This window comes from Burkholderia sp. AU31624 (assembly GCF_020420065.1).
GTDB lineage: Bacteria > Pseudomonadota > Gammaproteobacteria > Burkholderiales > Burkholderiaceae > Burkholderia.
Genome location: NZ_JAIZRT010000004.1, coordinates 590688 through 607952, shown reverse-complemented (window position 1 = coordinate 607952; position 17265 = coordinate 590688). Strand labels below are relative to the sequence as shown.

The following is a 17265-nucleotide window of genomic DNA, read 5'->3' as shown; positions in this document are numbered from 1 at the left end:
TTGGAAGGTCACGCGCCGCGACGGCACGCGACGAGGTAGTTGATGTCGGCGTCGTTCGACAGCGCGAAGCGCTTGCCGATCGGGTGATACGTGATGCCCTTGATCTCCACGATGTGCAGGTCCGTTGCCCGCACGAAGCTGGCCAGTTCCGACGGACGGATGAAGCGCGCGTAGTCGTGCGTGCCCTTCGGCAGCATTTGTGCGATGTACTCCGCGCCGATCACGGCGAACAGGTATGCCTTCAGGTTGCGGTTCAGCGTCGAGAAGAACACCCAGCCACCCGGCTTCACGAGCGTCGCGCAGGCGGCGACGATATCGCCGGGCGACGGCACGTGCTCGAGCATTTCCATGCACGTGACGACATCGTAGGTGCCCGGTTCGCGCGCGGCAATTGCTTCGGCCGCGATGGCCTCGTAATCGACCGAGATGCCGCTTTCGAGACTGTGCAGGTCGGCGACGCCGAGTGCTTCGGTCGACAGGTCGATGCCTTTCACCTGCGCGCCGAGTCCGGCCATCGATTCGGACAGGATGCCGCCGCCGCAGCCAATGTCGAGTGCGCGCTTGCCGGCGAGGTGCGCATGCGCATCGATCCAGCCGAGCCGGACCGGGTTCAGGTCGTGCAGCGGCTTGAATTCGGCATTCGGATCCCACCACCGATGGGCGAGGTCGCTGAATTTCTGGAGTTCGTGCGGATCGGCGTTGGTCATGTCGGCAAACGGGCTACGGAAGGAGGGCGGTGCTGCGATTCGTCAGCCCCGAGTATATAAGAAGCGGACGAGCGGCGAAGCGGCGAGCGCCTTGGACGGGCGACAAAGAAAAAGCCCCGCCGGAGCGGGGCTTTGAAGCAGTCGAAAACCGCGGCTTAGTTTGCCGGAACGGTCGTCTTCTGGACTTCTTGCGTACCAACCACTTCGACTTCCACGCGGCGATCCGGTGCGAGGCAGGCGATGAGTTGCTTGCGGTTCTTCTGGTTGCAGCCAGTCGTAACCGGGTTGCGCTTGCCCTTGCCTTCCGTGTAGATCTTGTTGGCCGGCACACCCTTGCTGACCAGGTACGACTTCACGGCTTGCGCACGGCGCAGCGACAGACGGTCGTTGTACTTGTCCGAACCGATGCGGTCCGTGTAGCCCGTTGCGACGACCACTTCCGTGTTCATGCCCTGGATCTTCGACGACAGTTCGTCCAGCTTTTGCTTGCCCAGCGGCTTGAGCGTTGCCTTGTCGAAGTCGAACAGTGCGTCAGCTTGATACGTGATCTTCTGGCTCGTGATGGCCGGAGCGACCGGAGCGACCGGAGCCGGTGCCGGTGCCTGGGCGACCAGTGCGCCATCGCACTTCGCGTTGGCGGTGGCCGGCGTCCAGAACGCATCGCGCCAGCAGAGCTCGTTCGTACCGTTCATCCACACCCATTCGCCCGTGCCGTTGACCCAGTTGTCATTGACGGCTTGGCGCGACGCCGGCACCGACTGTGCCGAAGCGGATGCAGCCATAACTGCGGTAGCTGCAATGAACGCGAGCTTTGAAAGTTTATTCATATTTCTCCTCTCGAAATTGAGATTACCGCAGGTTTACTGCGAGCCTGTTGACGGTGACAAGTCATACATTGCTCGAAGTATAACATTGGTGCGGCACAAAAAACGCGGCGCCGCCTCTGTGTAGACTTCGAGCAGCGTCTAACTTTCAGTGCGTTGGCATTTTGCCATATCGTTCCCTTCCTACGAAAAAAAATCCTCCCCACCCCAAGATCGCTTCAACTTTGTGGTGCATGCGCAACACTGGCCTGCCGTAACTTTTAGAAATTGTCAAGAGTGTGGCGGCGAAATTGCGCCGATGAATGCAGTTGTTTACTCGTGCGCGAAGAACGCGTGACGTGGCAATCGTCTGTGATGCCGAGTCGGGGAGGATTGCGATGTGCAATTGCGGCCGATTCGCCGACGCCGCGATTTTTGCTATTCATATATAGAGGGGGCGAATTGGCGGCTGATGGGCGCATGTTAGAATCTCGCGTTGCGTTGCGCATGCAGCGCCCACGCGAAAGGCGTTCGCCGTCTTCGCTCCGAAACGATACGGATACATGGATCAATTCGCCAAAGAGACCCTGCCCACCTCCCTAGAAGAGGAAATGCGCCGTTCGTATCTCGATTACGCGATGAGCGTGATCGTCGGACGTGCCCTCCCGGATGTCCGCGATGGCCTGAAACCCGTGCACCGGCGCGTGTTGTTCGCGATGCACGAACTGAACAACGATTGGAACCGCGCGTACAAGAAGTCGGCGCGTATCGTCGGTGACGTGATCGGTAAGTACCACCCTCACGGCGATACCGCGGTCTACGACACGATCGTGCGGATGGCGCAGGACTTTTCGCTGCGCTACATGCTGATCGACGGGCAGGGCAACTTCGGCTCGATCGACGGCGACAATGCCGCGGCGATGCGTTACACCGAAATTCGCATGGCGAAGATCGGTCACGAGCTGCTCGCCGACATCGACAAGGAAACGGTCGATTTCGAGCCGAACTACGACGGCAACGAAATGCAGCCGTCGGTCCTGCCGTCGCGCATCCCGAACCTGCTGATCAATGGCTCGTCGGGTATTGCGGTCGGCATGGCGACCAACATCCCCCCGCACAACCTGAACGAGGTCGTCGACGCGTGCCAGCACCTGCTGGGCAACCCGGAAGCGACGATCGACGAGCTGATCGAGATCATCCCGGCGCCGGATTTCCCGACGGCCGGCATCATCTATGGCGTCGCCGGCGTGCGCGACGGCTATCGCACCGGGCGCGGCCGCGTCGTGATGCGAGCGGCCACGCACTTCGAGGAGATCGACCGCGGCCAGCGGATGGCGATCATCGTCGACGAACTGCCGTACCAGGTGAACAAGCGCTCGCTGCTCGAGCGGATCGCCGAGCTCGTCAACGAGAAGAAGCTCGAGGGCATCTCCGACATCCGCGACGAGTCCGACAAGAGCGGCATGCGCGTCGTGATCGAGCTCAAGCGCGGTGAAGTGCCGGAAGTGGTGCTGAACAACCTGTACAAGGCGACGCAGCTCCAGGATACGTTCGGCATGAACATGGTCGCGCTCGTCGACGGCCAGCCGAAGCTGCTGAACCTGAAGGAAATCCTGCAGTGCTTCCTGTCGCATCGACGCGAAGTGCTGACGCGCCGCACGATCTACGAACTGCGCAAGGCCCGCGAACGCGGCCACGTGCTCGAAGGTCTCGCGGTCGCGCTCGCGAATATCGACGAGTTCATCGCGATCATCAAGGCCGCGCCGACGCCGCCGATCGCGAAGGCGGAGTTGATGGCGAAGCCGTGGGATTCGTCGCTCGTGCGCGAGATGCTCACGCGTGCCGAGAGCGAGAACGCGGCGGCCGGCGGCCGCTCCGCGTACCGCCCGGAAGGCCTGAACCCGGCGTTCGGCATGCAGGCCGACGGGCTGTACCGCCTGTCCGACACGCAGGCCCAGGAAATCCTGCAGATGCGTCTGCAGCGCCTGACCGGCCTCGAGCAGGACAAGATCATCGGCGAGTACCGCGAAGTGATGGCCCAGATTGCCGACCTGCTGGACATCCTCGCGCGCCCCGAGCGGATCACGACGATGATCGGCGAGGAGCTGACCTCGGTGAAGGCCGAGTTCGGCGACGCGCGCCGCTCGAAGATCGAGCTGAACGCGACCGAGCTGAACACCGAAGATCTGATCACGCCGCAGGACATGGTTGTCACGATGTCGCATGCGGGCTACGTGAAGTCGCAGCCGCTGTCCGAGTACCGTGCGCAGAAGCGCGGCGGTCGCGGCAAGCAGGCGACGCAGATGAAGGAAGACGACTGGATCGAGACGCTGTTCATCGCGAACACGCACGATTACATCCTGTGCTTCTCGAACCGCGGCCGCGTGTACTGGGTCAAGGTCTACGAAGTGCCGCAGGGCTCGCGCAACTCGCGCGGCCGCCCGATCGTCAACATGTTCCCGCTGCAGGAAGGCGAGAAGATCAACGTCGTGCTGCCGGTCAAGGAATTCTCGGCCGACAAGTTCATCTTCATGGCAACGTCGCTCGGCACCGTGAAGAAGACGCCGCTCGAGGCGTTCAGCCGTCCGATGAAGAAGGGCATCATCGCGGTCGGCCTCGACGAAGGCGACTTCCTGATCGGTGCGTCGATCACCGACGGCGCGCACGACGTGATGCTGTTCTCCGACTCCGGCAAGGCCGTGCGCTTCGACGAGAACGACGTGCGTCCGATGGGGCGCGAGGCGCGCGGCGTGCGCGGCATGCAGCTCGAGGATGGCCAGCAGGTCATCGCGCTGCTGGTTGCCGGCAGCGAGGAGCAGACGGTGCTCACCGCGACCGAGAACGGCTACGGCAAGCGCACGCCGATCACCGAGTACACGCGTCACGGCCGCGGCACGAAGGGTATGATCGCGATCCAGACGTCCGAGCGTAACGGCAAGGTCGTGGCTGCAACGCTCGTCGATGCCGAAGATCAGATCATGCTGATCACGACGGCCGGCGTGTTGATTCGCACCCGTGTCTCGGAGATTCGCGAGATGGGGCGCGCCACGCAAGGTGTTACACTCATCAGTCTCGATGAGGGTACCAAGCTCTCTGGCCTGCAGCAGATCGCGGAGGCCGAAGAGGGAGAGGGCGAAGCCGACGAGGCGTCGGACGGCGAAGCCTGAAGAACGGATGAGACTCTAGCCGCCGCAGGCGCGAAGCGCCGCGGCCGGCGAGCAACCATTCATATTTCCAAAAGGGAGTGATGATGCAAAAGCAATTCAAGCAACTGGTTCTGCTGGCTGCACTGGTGCCGACGTTCGCGATGGCGCAAGCGCTGTCGAATTCCGCACCGGCAGCTCCGGCAGCAGCTGCGCCGATCGACGCCGACAAGAAGGCAGCGATCAAGGATCTGCTCGACGCGATCGACGCGCCGAAGCTCGTGTCGGCAATCGGCAACAGCGCCGAAATGCAGGCCAAGCAACTCGTTCCGGCGATCCTGTCGGACGCGCTGTCGGAAAACAAGACGCTGAACGACAAGCAGAAGCAGGCTGCCGTTCCGACGCTGCAGAAGAACGCGGTGCCGAAGCTGGTCGACGGCGCAGGCAAGGTGTTCGGTACGCAGCAGTTCCAGAACGACGCGATGTCGGCTCAGTACGACGCATACGCGAAGTACTACAGCACGTCGGAGATCAAGGATCTGACGACGTTCTACAAGAGCCCGACGGGCCGCAAGTTCATCCAGGTTCAGGATCAGGTCGGTCGCGACGTGGTCAACGGCCTGATGCAGAAGTACATGCCGCAAGCTATCCAGGCAACGCGCACGCAGGCTGACAAGGAAGTCGCAGCAGTCAAGCCGGGCAAGTAAAGCCGTCCGGGCACGCCCCCGGCCGGTCGGCCGGGTTTGGCGGGAGCCTGACGACAGTGCGATAATGGCCGTTTGCGCGCGAGCGCAAGCGGCCATTTCTTTTCTGGCGCGTTCTGCCGGCGGCGAGCCGGTCGCGTCCCTCCGAGGTTTTCACGATGCGCGTCTTTAATTTCTCCGCCGGCCCTGCGGCGATGCCCGAGGAAGTGCTGCGGCAAGCTGCCGACGAAATGCTCGACTGGCATGGTAGCGGCATGAGCGTGATGGAGATGAGCCATCGCGGCAAGGAATTCATGTCGATCCACGAGGCCGCGCTGGCCGACCTGCGCGACCTGCTCGGCGTGCCGGCCAGCCACCGGATCCTGTTCCTGCAGGGCGGCGGTATCGCGGAAAACGCGATCGTGCCGATGAACCTGCTCGGGTCGCGCAAGACGGCCGACTTCGTCGTCACGGGCTCGTGGTCGCAGAAATCGTTCACCGAAGCGAAGAAATACGGCACGCCGCATCTCGCCGCGACCGGCAAGACGGAAGACGGCTTCACGCGCGCACCCGCGCGCGCCGAATGGCAGCTGTCGGATGATCCGGCCTACGTGCATCTGTGTACCAACGAGACGATCGACGGCGTCGAGACGTTCGAGATTCCCGATCTCGGCGACGTGCCGCTGGTCGCGGATGTCTCGTCGCACATCCTGTCGCGTCCGATGGACGTCGCGAAGTACGGCGTGCTGTTCGGCGGTGCGCAGAAGAACATCGGGATGGCCGGCGTGACGCTCGTGATCGTACGCGAGGATCTGCTCGACCGCGCGCTGTCGATCTGCCCGTCCGCGTTCGAATGGAAGACCATCGCCGCGAACAACTCGCTGTACAACACGCCGCCCACCTACGCGATCTACATCGCGGGCCTGGTGTTCCAGTGGCTGAAGCGGCAGGGTGGCCTCGAAGCGATCGAGGCCCGCAATATCGAAAAGGCGAAGCTGCTCTACGACACGATCGATGCGAGCAGTTTCTATCTGAACAAGGTCGAGCCGGCAGCACGTTCGCGGATGAACGTGCCGTTTTTCCTGGCCGACGAAACGCGCAACGAAGACTTCCTTGCCGGCGCAAAGGCGCGCGGGCTGCTGCAGCTGAAGGGCCACAAGTCCGTCGGCGGCATGCGGGCGTCGATCTACAACGCGGTGCCGCTCGAGGGCGTGAAAGCGCTCGTCGAGTACATGAAGGACTTCGAGCAGCGCGGCGCCTGACGGCGGCGCTGTTCAAACAGCACGGCAAAACGCATGGACGACGAACTGAATTCCCGCCTGAAACCGCTGCGCGATCGCATCGATGCGATCGACGCGCAGCTGATCGCGCTCCTGAACCAGCGCGCCGCGGTGGCGCTGGAGGTGGGCGAGGTCAAGAAGCATTTCAACGCGCCGGTGTTCCGGCCGGAGCGCGAGCTGCAAGTGATCGCCCGGCTGCAGGACATGAGCGCGGGGCCGCTCGCGAGCGAGCATATCAGCGCCATCTGGCGCGAGATCATGGCCGCGAGCCGCGCGCTCGAGCAGACGATCCACGTCGCGTTCCTCGGGCCGGTCGGCACGTATAGCGAGCAGGCGATGCTCGAGTATTTCGGCCAGTCGATCGAAGGGCTGCCGTGCCCGTCGATCGACGAGGTGTTCCGCTCGGTCGAGGCCGGTGCGTCCGCGTTCGGTATCGCGCCGGTCGAAAATTCGACCGAAGGCGCCGTGTCGCGCACGCTCGACCTGCTGCTGCAGACGCAACTGCTGATCAGCGGCGAACTCGCGCTGCCGATCCATCACAACCTGCTGACGCAGAGCGGCACGCTCGACGGCGTGAAGCGCGTCTGTGCACACGCGCAGGCGCTTGCGCAATGCCAGCAGTGGCTCGCGGCGAATGCGCCGCAGCTCGAGCGGCAGGCGGTGGCGAGCAACGCGGAGGCTGCGCGTCTCGCGGCGGCCGATCCGACCGTCGCGGCGATCGCGGGCGACCGCGCGGCCGCACACTACGGCTTGCAGATCGCGTTCTCGCTGATCCAGGACGATCCGCACAACCGCACGCGCTTCGTGATCATCGGCAAGCAGCCGGCCGGGCAGAGCGGTCACGACCAGACGTCGCTGATCGTGTCGGTGAAGAACGAGCCGGGCGCCGTGTTCAAGCTGCTCGAGCCGCTCGCGCGGCACGGCGTGTCGATGACGCGCTTCGAGTCGCGTCCGGCGCGCGTCGGCACGTGGGAGTACTACTTCTACATCGACATCGAAGGGCACCGGGACGATGCGTCGGTTGCGGCCGCGCTCGCGGAACTCGGCCAGAAGGCCGCGTTCCTGAAGATACTCGGTTCGTATCCGCGCGCACGCTGATGCGTGGCGGCCCGTCGCCTGTTCGCGCAGGCGTTGGGTCCACGCGGGCAGGGCAGGCCGATCGGCGCTGCCGAAGGCGGGTTCGGGCGGCATCCGGCGCAGGTTGCGCCGGATGCGGGCCCGTGGCCCGGAATCTGGAATTCCGCGTGCGGGGTGTCGTCCTGTGCGCGTAACTTGGCTCTTGTCGTGTCAGGCTTTGCATTCAACAAACTGGTCATCTTCGGCGTCGGCCTGATCGGCGGATCGCTGGCCCGCGCGCTGCGCGAGCGCGCGCCGGGCGGCGCGGGCGAGGTTGTCGGCGTGGGCCGTTCGCGTGCTTCGGTCGAGCGTGCGCTCGCACTCGGCGTGATCGACCGTGCGGCAGCGCTCGACGACGACGCGCAATTGCGCGACGCGCTGACTGGCGCCGATCTGGTGCTGCTGGCGGCGCCTGTCGCGCAGACGGGCCCGTTGCTCGCGCGCATTGCGCCGTGGCTTGAAGCGGCGACGATCGTCACCGACGCGGGCAGCACCAAGTCCGATGTCGTCGCTGCCGCGCGCGAAGCGCTCGGCGCGCGGATCGCGCAGTTCGTGCCGGGGCATCCGATCGCCGGTCGAGAGTCGAGCGGCGTCGAGGCCGCATTGCCGGATCTGTACGTCGGCCGCAACGTCGTGCTGTGCCCGCTGCCGGAGAACGCCCCCGAATCGGTCGCGCGGATCGACGCGATGTGGCGTGCGACCGGCGCCGACGTGCGCACGATGAGCACGGAGCAGCACGATCGCGTGTTCGCGTCGATCAGCCATCTGCCGCACGTGCTGTCGTTCGCGCTCGTCGAGCAGATCCTCGGCGAGGCCGATGCGGAACTGAAATTTTCATACGCGGCGGGCGGCTTCCGCGATTTCACGCGCATCGCGGCGTCGAGCCCGGAGATGTGGCGCGACGTGTGCGTCGCGAACCGCGCGGCGCTGCTCGATGAGCTCGATGGCTACACGCGTGTGCTCACGCGGCTGCGCGCGGCGATCGACGCCGGCGACGGCGCCGCGCTCGAAGCGGTGTTCACGCGCTCGCGCGCTGCGCGCAAGGCATGGCAGGAGCGTGGCGGTACGCCCGCTGCCGAACCGGTCAAGAAATAACAGGACGATTCCCATGGACTATCTCGATCTCGGCCCGTACTCCAGCGCATCGGGCACCGTGCGCCTGCCCGGCTCGAAAAGCATTTCGAACCGCGTGCTGCTGCTCGCGGCGCTTGCCGAAGGCGAAACCACGATCACCAACCTGCTCGACTCCGACGACACGCGCGTGATGCTCGACGCACTCGGCAAGCTCGGCGTGAAGCTAGCGCGCGATGGCGACACCTGCGTCGTGATGGGCACGCGGGGCGCATTCACCACGAAGACGGCCGACCTGTTCCTCGGCAACGCGGGCACGGCCGTGCGGCCGCTGACCGCCGCGCTCGCGGTGAACGGCGGCGACTATCGCGTGCACGGCGTGCCGCGCATGCACGAGCGGCCGATCGGCGATCTCGTCGACGGCCTGAGGCAAATTGGCGCGCAGATCGACTACGAGCTGAACGAAGGCTACCCGCCGCTGCGGATCAAGCCGGCGAACATTTCCGTCGACGCGCCGATCCGCGTGCGCGGTGACGTGTCGAGCCAGTTCCTCACGGCGTTGCTGATGACGCTGCCGCTCGTCAAGGCGAAGGACGGCAAGATCGTCGTCGAGGTCGATGGCGAGCTGATCTCGAAGCCGTACATCGACATCACGATCCGGCTGATGGAGCGCTTCGGCGTGACCGTCGAGCGCGACGGCTGGCAGCGCTTCGTCGTGCCGGCCGGCGTCCGCTACCGCTCGCCGGGGCGGATCATGGTCGAGGGCGATGCGTCGTCCGCGTCGTACTTCCTCGCGGCCGGCGCGCTCGGCGGCGGCCCGCTGCGCGTCGAAGGCGTGGGGCGGGCGAGCATCCAGGGCGATGTCGGCTTCGCGAACGCGCTGATGCAGATGGGCGCGAACGTGACGATGGGCGACGACTGGATCGACGTACGCGGCATCGGCCACGACCACGGCAAGCTCGAGCCAATCGACATGGACTTCAACCTGATCCCCGATGCGGCGATGACCATCGCGGTCGCGGCGCTGTTCGCGAACGGCACGAGCACGCTGCGCAACATCGCGAGCTGGCGCGTGAAGGAAACCGACCGCATCGCCGCGATGGCGACCGAGCTGCGCAAGGTCGGCGCGATCGTCGAGGAAGGCCCCGACTACCTCGTCGTCACGCCGCCGGAAAAGCTCACGCCGAACGCGGCGATCGACACGTACGACGATCACCGGATGGCGATGTGCTTCTCGCTCGTCAGCCTGGGCGGCGTGCCCGTGCGGATCAACGATCCGAAGTGCGTCGGCAAGACGTTCCCCGACTATTTCGACCGCTTCGCCGCGCTCGCCAAAGCCTGACCCCACTGTTCTGATGAAATCGACCCGACCCTTTCACCCGACTCCCGTCATCACGATCGACGGCCCGACTGCTTCCGGCAAGGGCACCGTCGCCGCGCTCGTCGCCGCGCATCTTGGCTTCCACTTGCTCGACAGCGGCGCGCTGTACCGGCTCGCCGCGCTTGCGAGCGTGCGCTACGGCATCGAGGCTGAGGACGTCGACGCGCTGGTGAAGCTGATCGACGATCTCCACATCACGTTCCGCGAAGGCTGCGCGCAGCTCGACGGCGTCGATGTGTCGAACGACATCCGCGCCGAAGCGGTCGGCAACCGCGCATCGGCGATCGCCGTGCACGGGCCGGTGCGCACCGCGCTCGTCGCGCGCCAGCGCGCGTTCCGCAAGACGCCGGGCCTCGTTGCGGACGGGCGCGACATGGGTACCGTGATCTTCCCGGACGCCGTGCTGAAGGTGTTCCTGACGGCCAGCGCCGAGGCGCGCGCGACCAGACGGCATAAGCAATTGATGCAAAAAGGTTTTTCTGCTAATATAGATGACTTGCTCCGGGATCTTCGTGAACGTGATGCGCGCGACAGCAATCGCGCGGCCGCGCCGCTCAAGCCCGCAGCAGATGCCAAGCTGCTCGATACGTCGGCGCTGTCGGTCGATGAAGCGGTCGACCAGGTGCTGCAGTGGTACCGGGCGCTCGGCCAGCCGGCCTGAGAAGGCGGGCAGCGGTAGGTGCTCCGTGCGTAAGTGCGGAGCGTGTTTCGAACCCTTAACCCCGTGTGGACCTCGATCTGGCCCTTTCAGCCTGCCATTCCGGCCGGCGTGGCACAGCGATCCATGCACAATCAGATTTTTATGTCCGACCTGCAAACCTCTACCCCGAATACTGAATCTTTCGCGGCTCTGTTCGAAGAGTCGCTGACCCGCCAAGACATGCGCGCCGGCGAAGTGATTTCCGCCGAAGTCGTGCGCGTCGACCACAACTTCGTGGTCGTCAATGCAGGCCTGAAGTCCGAGGCTTACATTCCGATCGAGGAATTCCTGAACGATCAGGGCGAGGTTGAGGTGCAGTCGGGCGATTTCGTGTCCGTCGCGATCGACGCACTCGAAAACGGCTACGGCGACACGATCCTGTCGCGCGACAAGGCGAAGCGCCTTGCATCGTGGCTGTCGCTGGAAAAGGCGCTCGACAACAACGAACTCGTCACCGGCACGATCACCGGCAAGGTGAAGGGCGGCATGACCGTGATGGTCAACGGCATCCGCGCGTTCCTGCCGGGTTCGCTGGTCGACACGCGTCCGGTCAAGGACACGACCCCGTACGAAGGCAAGACGCTCGAATTCCGCGTGATCAAGCTCGATCGCAAGCGTAACAACGTCGTGCTGTCGCGTCGTGCAGTGATCGAAGCAACCCAAGGCGAAGAGCGCGCGAAGCTGCTCGAGACGCTGAAGGAAGGCGCGATCGTCAACGGCGTGGTCAAGAACATCACCGACTACGGCGCGTTCGTCGACCTCGGCGGCATCGACGGCCTGCTGCACATCACCGACATCGCATGGCGTCGTGTGCGTCACCCGAGCGAAGTCCTGTCGGTTGGCCAGGAAGTCACCGCGAAGATCCTCAAGTTCGACCAAGAGAAGAACCGCGTCTCGCTGGGCATCAAGCAACTGGGCGACGATCCGTGGGAAGGCATCTCGCGCCGTTACCCGTCGGGCACGCGCCTGTTCGGCAAGGTCACGAACATCACCGACTACGGCGCATTCGTCGAAGTGGAATCGGGCATCGAAGGCCTCGTCCACGTGTCGGAAATGGACTGGACCAACAAGAACGTTGCTCCGTCGAAGGTTGTCCAGCTGGGCGACGAAGTCGAAGTCATGGTCCTCGAGATCGACGAAGACCGTCGTCGTATCAGCCTCGGCATGAAGCAGTGCAAGCCGAATCCGTGGGATGACTTCAGCCGCAACTTCAAGAAGGGCGACAAGATCACGGGCGCAATCAAGTCGATCACCGACTTCGGCGTGTTCATCGGTCTGCCGGGCGGCATCGACGGCCTGGTTCACCTGTCGGACCTGTCGTGGAGCGAAGCTGGCGAAGAAGCGGTTCGCAAGTACAAGAAGGGCGACGAAGTCGAAGCAATCGTCCTCGGTATCGACGTCGAGAAGGAACGTATTTCGCTCGGCATCAAGCAGCTCGAAGGCGACCCGTTCAGCAACTACGTTGCAATGAACGACAAGGGCTCGATCGTCGACGGCGTCGTGAAGACGGTCGATGCGAAGGGTGCGGTCGTTACGCTGACGGGTGACATCGAAGGCTACCTGCGCGCGTCGGAAATCTCGCAGGATCGCGTCGAAGACGCACGCAACGTGCTGAAGGAAGGCGACAAGGTCAACGCGATGGTGATCAACATCGATCGCAAGTCGCGCGGCATCAACCTGTCGATCAAGGCGAAGGATTCGGCTGAACAACAGGAAGCGATCCGCGGCCTGCAGTCGGACTCCAGCGCTGCTGCGACCGGTACGACCAACCTCGGCGCGCTGCTGAAGGCGAAGCTCGACGGCCAGAACCAGTAAGCCTCACGAGGTCTGCTGAAGTATGACCAAATCCGAGTTGGTCGCGCAGCTGGCATCGCGATTTCCGCAACTTGTCCTCAAGGATGCGGATTTCGCGGTGAAAACGATGCTCGATGCGATGTCTGATGCCCTGGCGAAAGGGCATCGCATTGAAATTCGGGGTTTCGGCAGCTTTGGCCTCAACCGTCGCCCGGCGCGCGTCGGACGCAACCCGAAATCAGGGGAGAAAGTGCAGGTGCCCGAGAAGTTCGTGCCGCACTTCAAGCCTGGCAAGGAATTGCGCGAACGCGTCGACGGCCGCGCCGGTGAACCGCTGAAGGCTGATGATCCGGACGACGAGCGTTGAACGTCATCCGGGTTGCCCGGACCCATCCGGCGAAGGCTGAAAAGAAAAGCGCCCCTTGCGGGCGCTTTTTTCATTTCCGGCGATCGCCGCGCAACGGGGGCGCGCAGGATCTGCGCAGCCGCGGAAACGCATCCTTTACAATACGGGTCGATTCGGCGCGACGAAGGGGAGTCGCGCGCCGCGGCAAACCTCAACAAAGAGAGGGCTTCATGAAGTTTATCGTCTGGCTGATCCGGGTATTGGTGTTCGTACTGCTGCTGGTGCTTGCGCTGGCCAATACGCAAACCGCGACGCTGAATTTCGTTGCCGGCTATTCATGGCAAGCGCCGCTGATCCTGATCGGCCTGGCGTTCTTCGCCGTGGGGCTGCTGGCCGGCTTGCTGTCCGCGCTGCCTTCGATCTTCCGCCTGCGTCTCGAGAACGGGCGCCTGAAGCGGGATCTGCGTGCGGCGCGCGAAACGCCGGCCGTCATCGACCAGCCGCCGATGCCGCCCGTCATTTAACACGGACGCCGCGCGATCATCGCGCGGTTTTCGTCTCTGCTTCGATATTTCGCATGGATCTGGATTTCTGGTGGTTGCTCGCGATTCCGGTCGCGTTCGCGCTGGGTTGGGCGGCGTCACGCTATGACCTGAAGAATCTCCTGTCGGAGAGTGCCAACCTGCCGCGATCGTATTTTCGCGGCCTGAATTTTCTGTTGAACGAACAACCTGACAAGGCGATCGATGCGTTCATCGAGGTCGCCAAGCTCGATCCCGAGACGGTCGAGCTGCACTTCGCACTCGGCAACCTGTTTCGCCGCCGCGGCGAGACCGATCGCGCGATCCGCGTTCACCAGAACCTGCTGAGCCGCACGGACCTGCCGGTCAACGAGCGCGACCACGCGCTGTACGAGCTCGGCCAGGATTTTCTGAAGGCCGGGCTGCTCGATCGTGCCGAAGAGGCGTTTCACAAGCTCGCCGACGGCGATTACGCGCTCGGCGCGCAGCGGGCGCTGCTGACGATCTACGAGATCGAGAAGGACTGGAACAAGTCGATCGATACGGCAAAGCGCATCGAGTCGATGAGCGACAAGCCGCTCGGCGTCGAAATTGCCCAGTTTCACTGCGAACTCGCGCAGGACGCGCTGCAGCGCAAGAACGCGGCAGCGGCCGCCGAACAGCTGCGCCTGGCGCTGGCCGTGAACCCGCAAAACGTGCGCGCGACGGTGCTGTCCGGCGACGCGGCGGAAGCGGAGGGCAACCACGCGGCCGCGATCGCGCACTGGAAGCGCGTCGAGGCGCAGAATCCAGCGTATCTGCCGCTCGTCGCCGACAAGCTGATGAAGGCGTATGTCGCGCTCGGCAAGCATGCCGAAGGCGCCGAGCTGCTGATGGGGTATATCGACCGCTATCCGTCGAACGACCTGCTCGACATCGCGTACCAGCACATCGCGGGGTTGCGCGGCCAGGATGCGGCGCACACGCTCGCGCGCACGCAGATGGAGAAGTCGCCGAACCTGTCGGGGATGCTGCATCTGCTCGATGCGCAAATCGCGGCGGCCGACGAACCGCGCCGTAAGGAACTTGAAATGATGCGTGCGCTGATCAAGCAGCGCACGAAGAATCTGCCACGGTATACGTGCCAGAATTGCGGTTTCCGGGCACGGCTCTTCTATTGGCAGTGCCCCGGATGCAGCGGCTGGGAAACCTATGCGCCGCGCCGCGTCGAACCTGCGATGCCGGGCTGATCCCGGCACGCGGAGCCAACGCGCTGCGGTTGTCGCCGGGCTCGTCCCGGCGGCCAAGTTAGTCAATTACCGGGAAGTACCGGAACATCTATGAAAATCACCATCATCGGCACCGGCTATGTCGGTCTCGTCACGGGCGCCTGTCTCGCGGAGATCGGTCACGACGTCTTCTGTCTCGACGTCGATCAACGCAAGATCGACATCCTGAACAACGGCGGGATGCCGATTCACGAACCGGGGCTGCTGGACATCATCGCGCGCAACCGCGCGGCGGGGCGCCTGCGCTTCTCGACCGATATCGAGGCGAGCGTCGCGCATGGCGAGATCCAGTTCATCGCCGTCGGCACGCCGCCCGACGAGGACGGCTCGGCCGACCTGCAGTACGTGCTCGAAGCCGCACGCAACATCGGCCGCCACATGACGGGCTTCAAGGTGATCGTCGACAAGTCGACGGTGCCGGTCGGCACCGCGCAGCGCGTGCGCGGCGTGGTCGACGAGGCGCTTGCCGCCCGCGGTCTGGCAGGCAGCGTCGCGCATCGGTTCTCGGTCGTGTCGAACCCCGAGTTCCTGAAGGAAGGCGCCGCGGTCGAAGACTTCATGCGTCCGGACCGGATCATCATCGGCGTCGACGACGACGAGACGGGCACGATCGCGCGCGAGAAGATGAAGAAGCTTTACGCGCCGTTCAATCGCAATCATGAGCGCACGATCTACATGGACGTGCGTTCGGCCGAATTCGCGAAATATGCGGCGAACGCGATGCTCGCCACGCGCATCTCGTTCATGAACGAGATGTCGAATCTGGCCGACAAGGTCGGCGCCGACATCGAGGCCGTGCGCCGCGGGATCGGCTCCGATCCGCGCATCGGCTATCACTTCCTGTACGCCGGCGTCGGCTACGGCGGCTCGTGCTTCCCGAAGGACGTCCAGGCGCTGATTCGCACGGCCGGTGAGAACGGCCAGCCGCTGCGCATCCTGGAGGCCGTCGAGGCGGCCAACTATGCGCAGAAGGACGTGCTGATCAGCAAGATCGAGCAGCGCTTCGGCGCCGACCTGACCGGCCGCGAGTTCGCGGTCTGGGGCCTGGCGTTCAAGCCGAACACCGACGACATGCGCGAGGCACCGAGCCGCCGCCTGATCGCCGCGCTGCTCGAACGCGGCGCGACCGTGCGTGCGTACGATCCGGTCGCGGTCGACGAGGCGCGGCGCGTGTTTGCGCTCGATTTCGGCGCCGATCCGGACGCGCTGGCGCGGCTGCATCTCGTCGAGACGCAGGACATCGCCGTGACGGGGGCGGACGCGCTCGTGATCGTGACCGAGTGGAAGGAATTCCGGAGCCCCGACTTCACGCGCCTGAAGGCCGAACTGAAGGCGCCGGTGATCTTCGACGGTCGCAACCTCTATGAGCCGGATGCGATGGCCGAACTGGGCATCGACTACTACGCGATCGGCCGGCCGTATGTCGATCCCCAGTCGTTCACCCGTGGCTGACCACACGATGAATACTCTCCGCGAAGTCGTTCCGGTGCCGCGCGAGCAGCTCGCGCGCTCGCGCGTGCTTGTCGTCGGCGACGTGATGCTCGACCGTTACTGGTTCGGCAACGTCGATCGTATTTCGCCTGAAGCGCCGGTGCCGGTCGTGCACGTGCAGCGTCAGGAAGAGCGCCTCGGCGGTGCGGCCAACGTCGCGCGCAACGCCGTGACGCTCGGCGGCCAGGCCGGGTTGCTGTGCGTCGTCGGTTGCGACGAACCCGGCGAGCGGATCGTCGAGCTGCTCGGCAGCAGCGGCGTGACGCCGCATCTCGAGCGCGACCCGGCGCTGCCGACCACGATCAAGCTGCGCGTGCTCGCGCGCCAGCAGCAACTGCTGCGCGTCGACTTCGAGGCCATGCCGACGCACGAGGTGCTGCTCGCGGGGCTCGCGCGCTTCGATGCGTTGCTGCCGCAGCACGACGTCGTGCTGATGTCGGATTACGCGAAAGGCGGCCTGACGCACGTCACGACGATGATCGAGAAGGCGCGTGCGGCTGGCAAGTCCGTCCTCGTCGACCCGAAGGGCGACGACTGGGCACGCTATCGCGGCGCGTCGCTGATCACGCCGAATCGCGCTGAACTGCGCGAAGTGGTCGGGCAGTGGAAGTCGGAAGACGATCTGCGCGCGCGCGTCGCGAAGCTGCGCGCGGAACTCGGCATCGACGCGCTGCTGCTCACGCGTTCGGAAGAAGGGATGACGCTGTTTTCCGCCACCGGCGAACTGCACGCACCGGCGCTCGCGCGGGAGGTGTTCGACGTGTCGGGCGCGGGCGATACCGTGATTGCAACGGTCGCGACGATGCTCGGCGCGGGCGTGCCGCTCGTCGATGCCGTCGTGCTCGCGAATCGCGCGGCAGGCATCGTGGTCGGCAAGCTCGGCACGGCCACGGTGGACTACGACGAACTGTTTCACTGAGCGCATGCGGTGGCGCGACGAGCGCGCCGCACGCATGGCTCG

The 17265-nt window shown here is 64.5% G+C and carries 15 protein-coding genes; 13 read left to right on the top strand and 2 right to left on the bottom strand.

The window, feature by feature from the left end:
- Positions 1-8: 8 nt before the first annotated feature.
- Together ubiG and ompA are read right to left on the bottom strand one after the other, a co-directional pair.
- Positions 9-707, bottom strand: coding sequence for a bifunctional 2-polyprenyl-6-hydroxyphenol methylase/3-demethylubiquinol 3-O-methyltransferase UbiG (gene ubiG / locus LGM89_RS17895; protein ID WP_089424797.1), 699 nt, complete (start codon positions 705-707; stop codon positions 9-11).
- Between the two features lie 155 nt (positions 708-862).
- Complete coding sequence (gene ompA / locus LGM89_RS17890; RefSeq protein WP_039343284.1) at positions 863-1534, bottom strand: outer membrane protein OmpA; 672 nt, start codon at positions 1532-1534, stop codon at positions 863-865.
- Between the two features lie 539 nt (positions 1535-2073).
- On the opposite strand from ompA, the gene gyrA reads away from it, so the two are divergent.
- From gyrA to rfaE1, 13 genes are all read left to right on the top strand, one after another.
- Entirely contained in the window at positions 2074-4677 is a 2604-nt protein-coding gene (gene gyrA / locus LGM89_RS17885; RefSeq protein ID WP_089424798.1) for a DNA gyrase subunit A, read from the top strand.
- Between the two features lie 83 nt (positions 4678-4760).
- Complete coding sequence (locus LGM89_RS17880; RefSeq protein ID WP_011351329.1) at positions 4761-5360, top strand: DUF2059 domain-containing protein; 600 nt, start codon at positions 4761-4763, stop codon at positions 5358-5360.
- Positions 5361-5515: 155 nt separating this feature from the next.
- A complete protein-coding gene (gene serC, locus LGM89_RS17875; RefSeq protein WP_089494330.1) occupies positions 5516-6598 on the top strand; it encodes a 3-phosphoserine/phosphohydroxythreonine transaminase in 1083 nt (360 codons plus the stop codon).
- A gap of 33 nt (positions 6599-6631) precedes the next feature.
- Positions 6632-7714: a prephenate dehydratase gene (gene pheA, locus LGM89_RS17870; RefSeq protein ID WP_069247429.1), complete on the top strand. Its 1083-nt coding sequence runs from the start codon at positions 6632-6634 to the stop codon at positions 7712-7714.
- A gap of 186 nt (positions 7715-7900) precedes the next feature.
- Positions 7901-8827, top strand: coding sequence for a prephenate dehydrogenase/arogenate dehydrogenase family protein (locus LGM89_RS17865; RefSeq protein WP_089424800.1), 927 nt, complete (start codon positions 7901-7903; stop codon positions 8825-8827).
- A gap of 13 nt (positions 8828-8840) precedes the next feature.
- Positions 8841-10145 carry a 3-phosphoshikimate 1-carboxyvinyltransferase gene (gene aroA / locus LGM89_RS17860; protein ID WP_226273539.1) on the top strand — a complete coding sequence of 435 codons (1305 nt, stop codon included), beginning with the start codon at positions 8841-8843 and terminating at the stop codon, positions 10143-10145.
- A 13-nt stretch (positions 10146-10158) separates the two neighbouring features.
- Positions 10159-10845, top strand: coding sequence for a (d)CMP kinase (gene cmk, locus LGM89_RS17855; protein ID WP_226273538.1), 687 nt, complete (start codon positions 10159-10161; stop codon positions 10843-10845).
- Positions 10846-10986: 141 nt separating this feature from the next.
- Complete coding sequence (rpsA, locus tag LGM89_RS17850) at positions 10987-12699, top strand: 30S ribosomal protein S1 (RefSeq protein ID WP_011544885.1); 1713 nt, start codon at positions 10987-10989, stop codon at positions 12697-12699.
- A gap of 22 nt (positions 12700-12721) precedes the next feature.
- Positions 12722-13045, top strand: a complete 324-nt coding sequence (locus tag LGM89_RS17845; RefSeq protein WP_006486894.1) for an integration host factor subunit beta — start codon at positions 12722-12724, stop codon at positions 13043-13045.
- A 209-nt stretch (positions 13046-13254) separates the two neighbouring features.
- Positions 13255-13548: a lipopolysaccharide assembly protein LapA domain-containing protein gene (locus LGM89_RS17840; protein ID WP_021157458.1), complete on the top strand. Its 294-nt coding sequence runs from the start codon at positions 13255-13257 to the stop codon at positions 13546-13548.
- A gap of 53 nt (positions 13549-13601) precedes the next feature.
- Positions 13602-14774, top strand: coding sequence for a lipopolysaccharide assembly protein LapB (gene lapB, locus LGM89_RS17835; protein WP_089494333.1), 1173 nt, complete (start codon positions 13602-13604; stop codon positions 14772-14774).
- 90 nt (positions 14775-14864) lie between these two features.
- Positions 14865-16265, top strand: coding sequence for a UDP-glucose dehydrogenase family protein (locus LGM89_RS17830; protein ID WP_089494334.1), 1401 nt, complete (start codon positions 14865-14867; stop codon positions 16263-16265).
- Positions 16266-16272: 7 nt separating this feature from the next.
- Entirely contained in the window at positions 16273-17223 is a 951-nt protein-coding gene (gene rfaE1, locus LGM89_RS17825) for a D-glycero-beta-D-manno-heptose-7-phosphate kinase (RefSeq protein ID WP_011351339.1), read from the top strand.
- Positions 17224-17265: the final 42 nt, after the last annotated feature.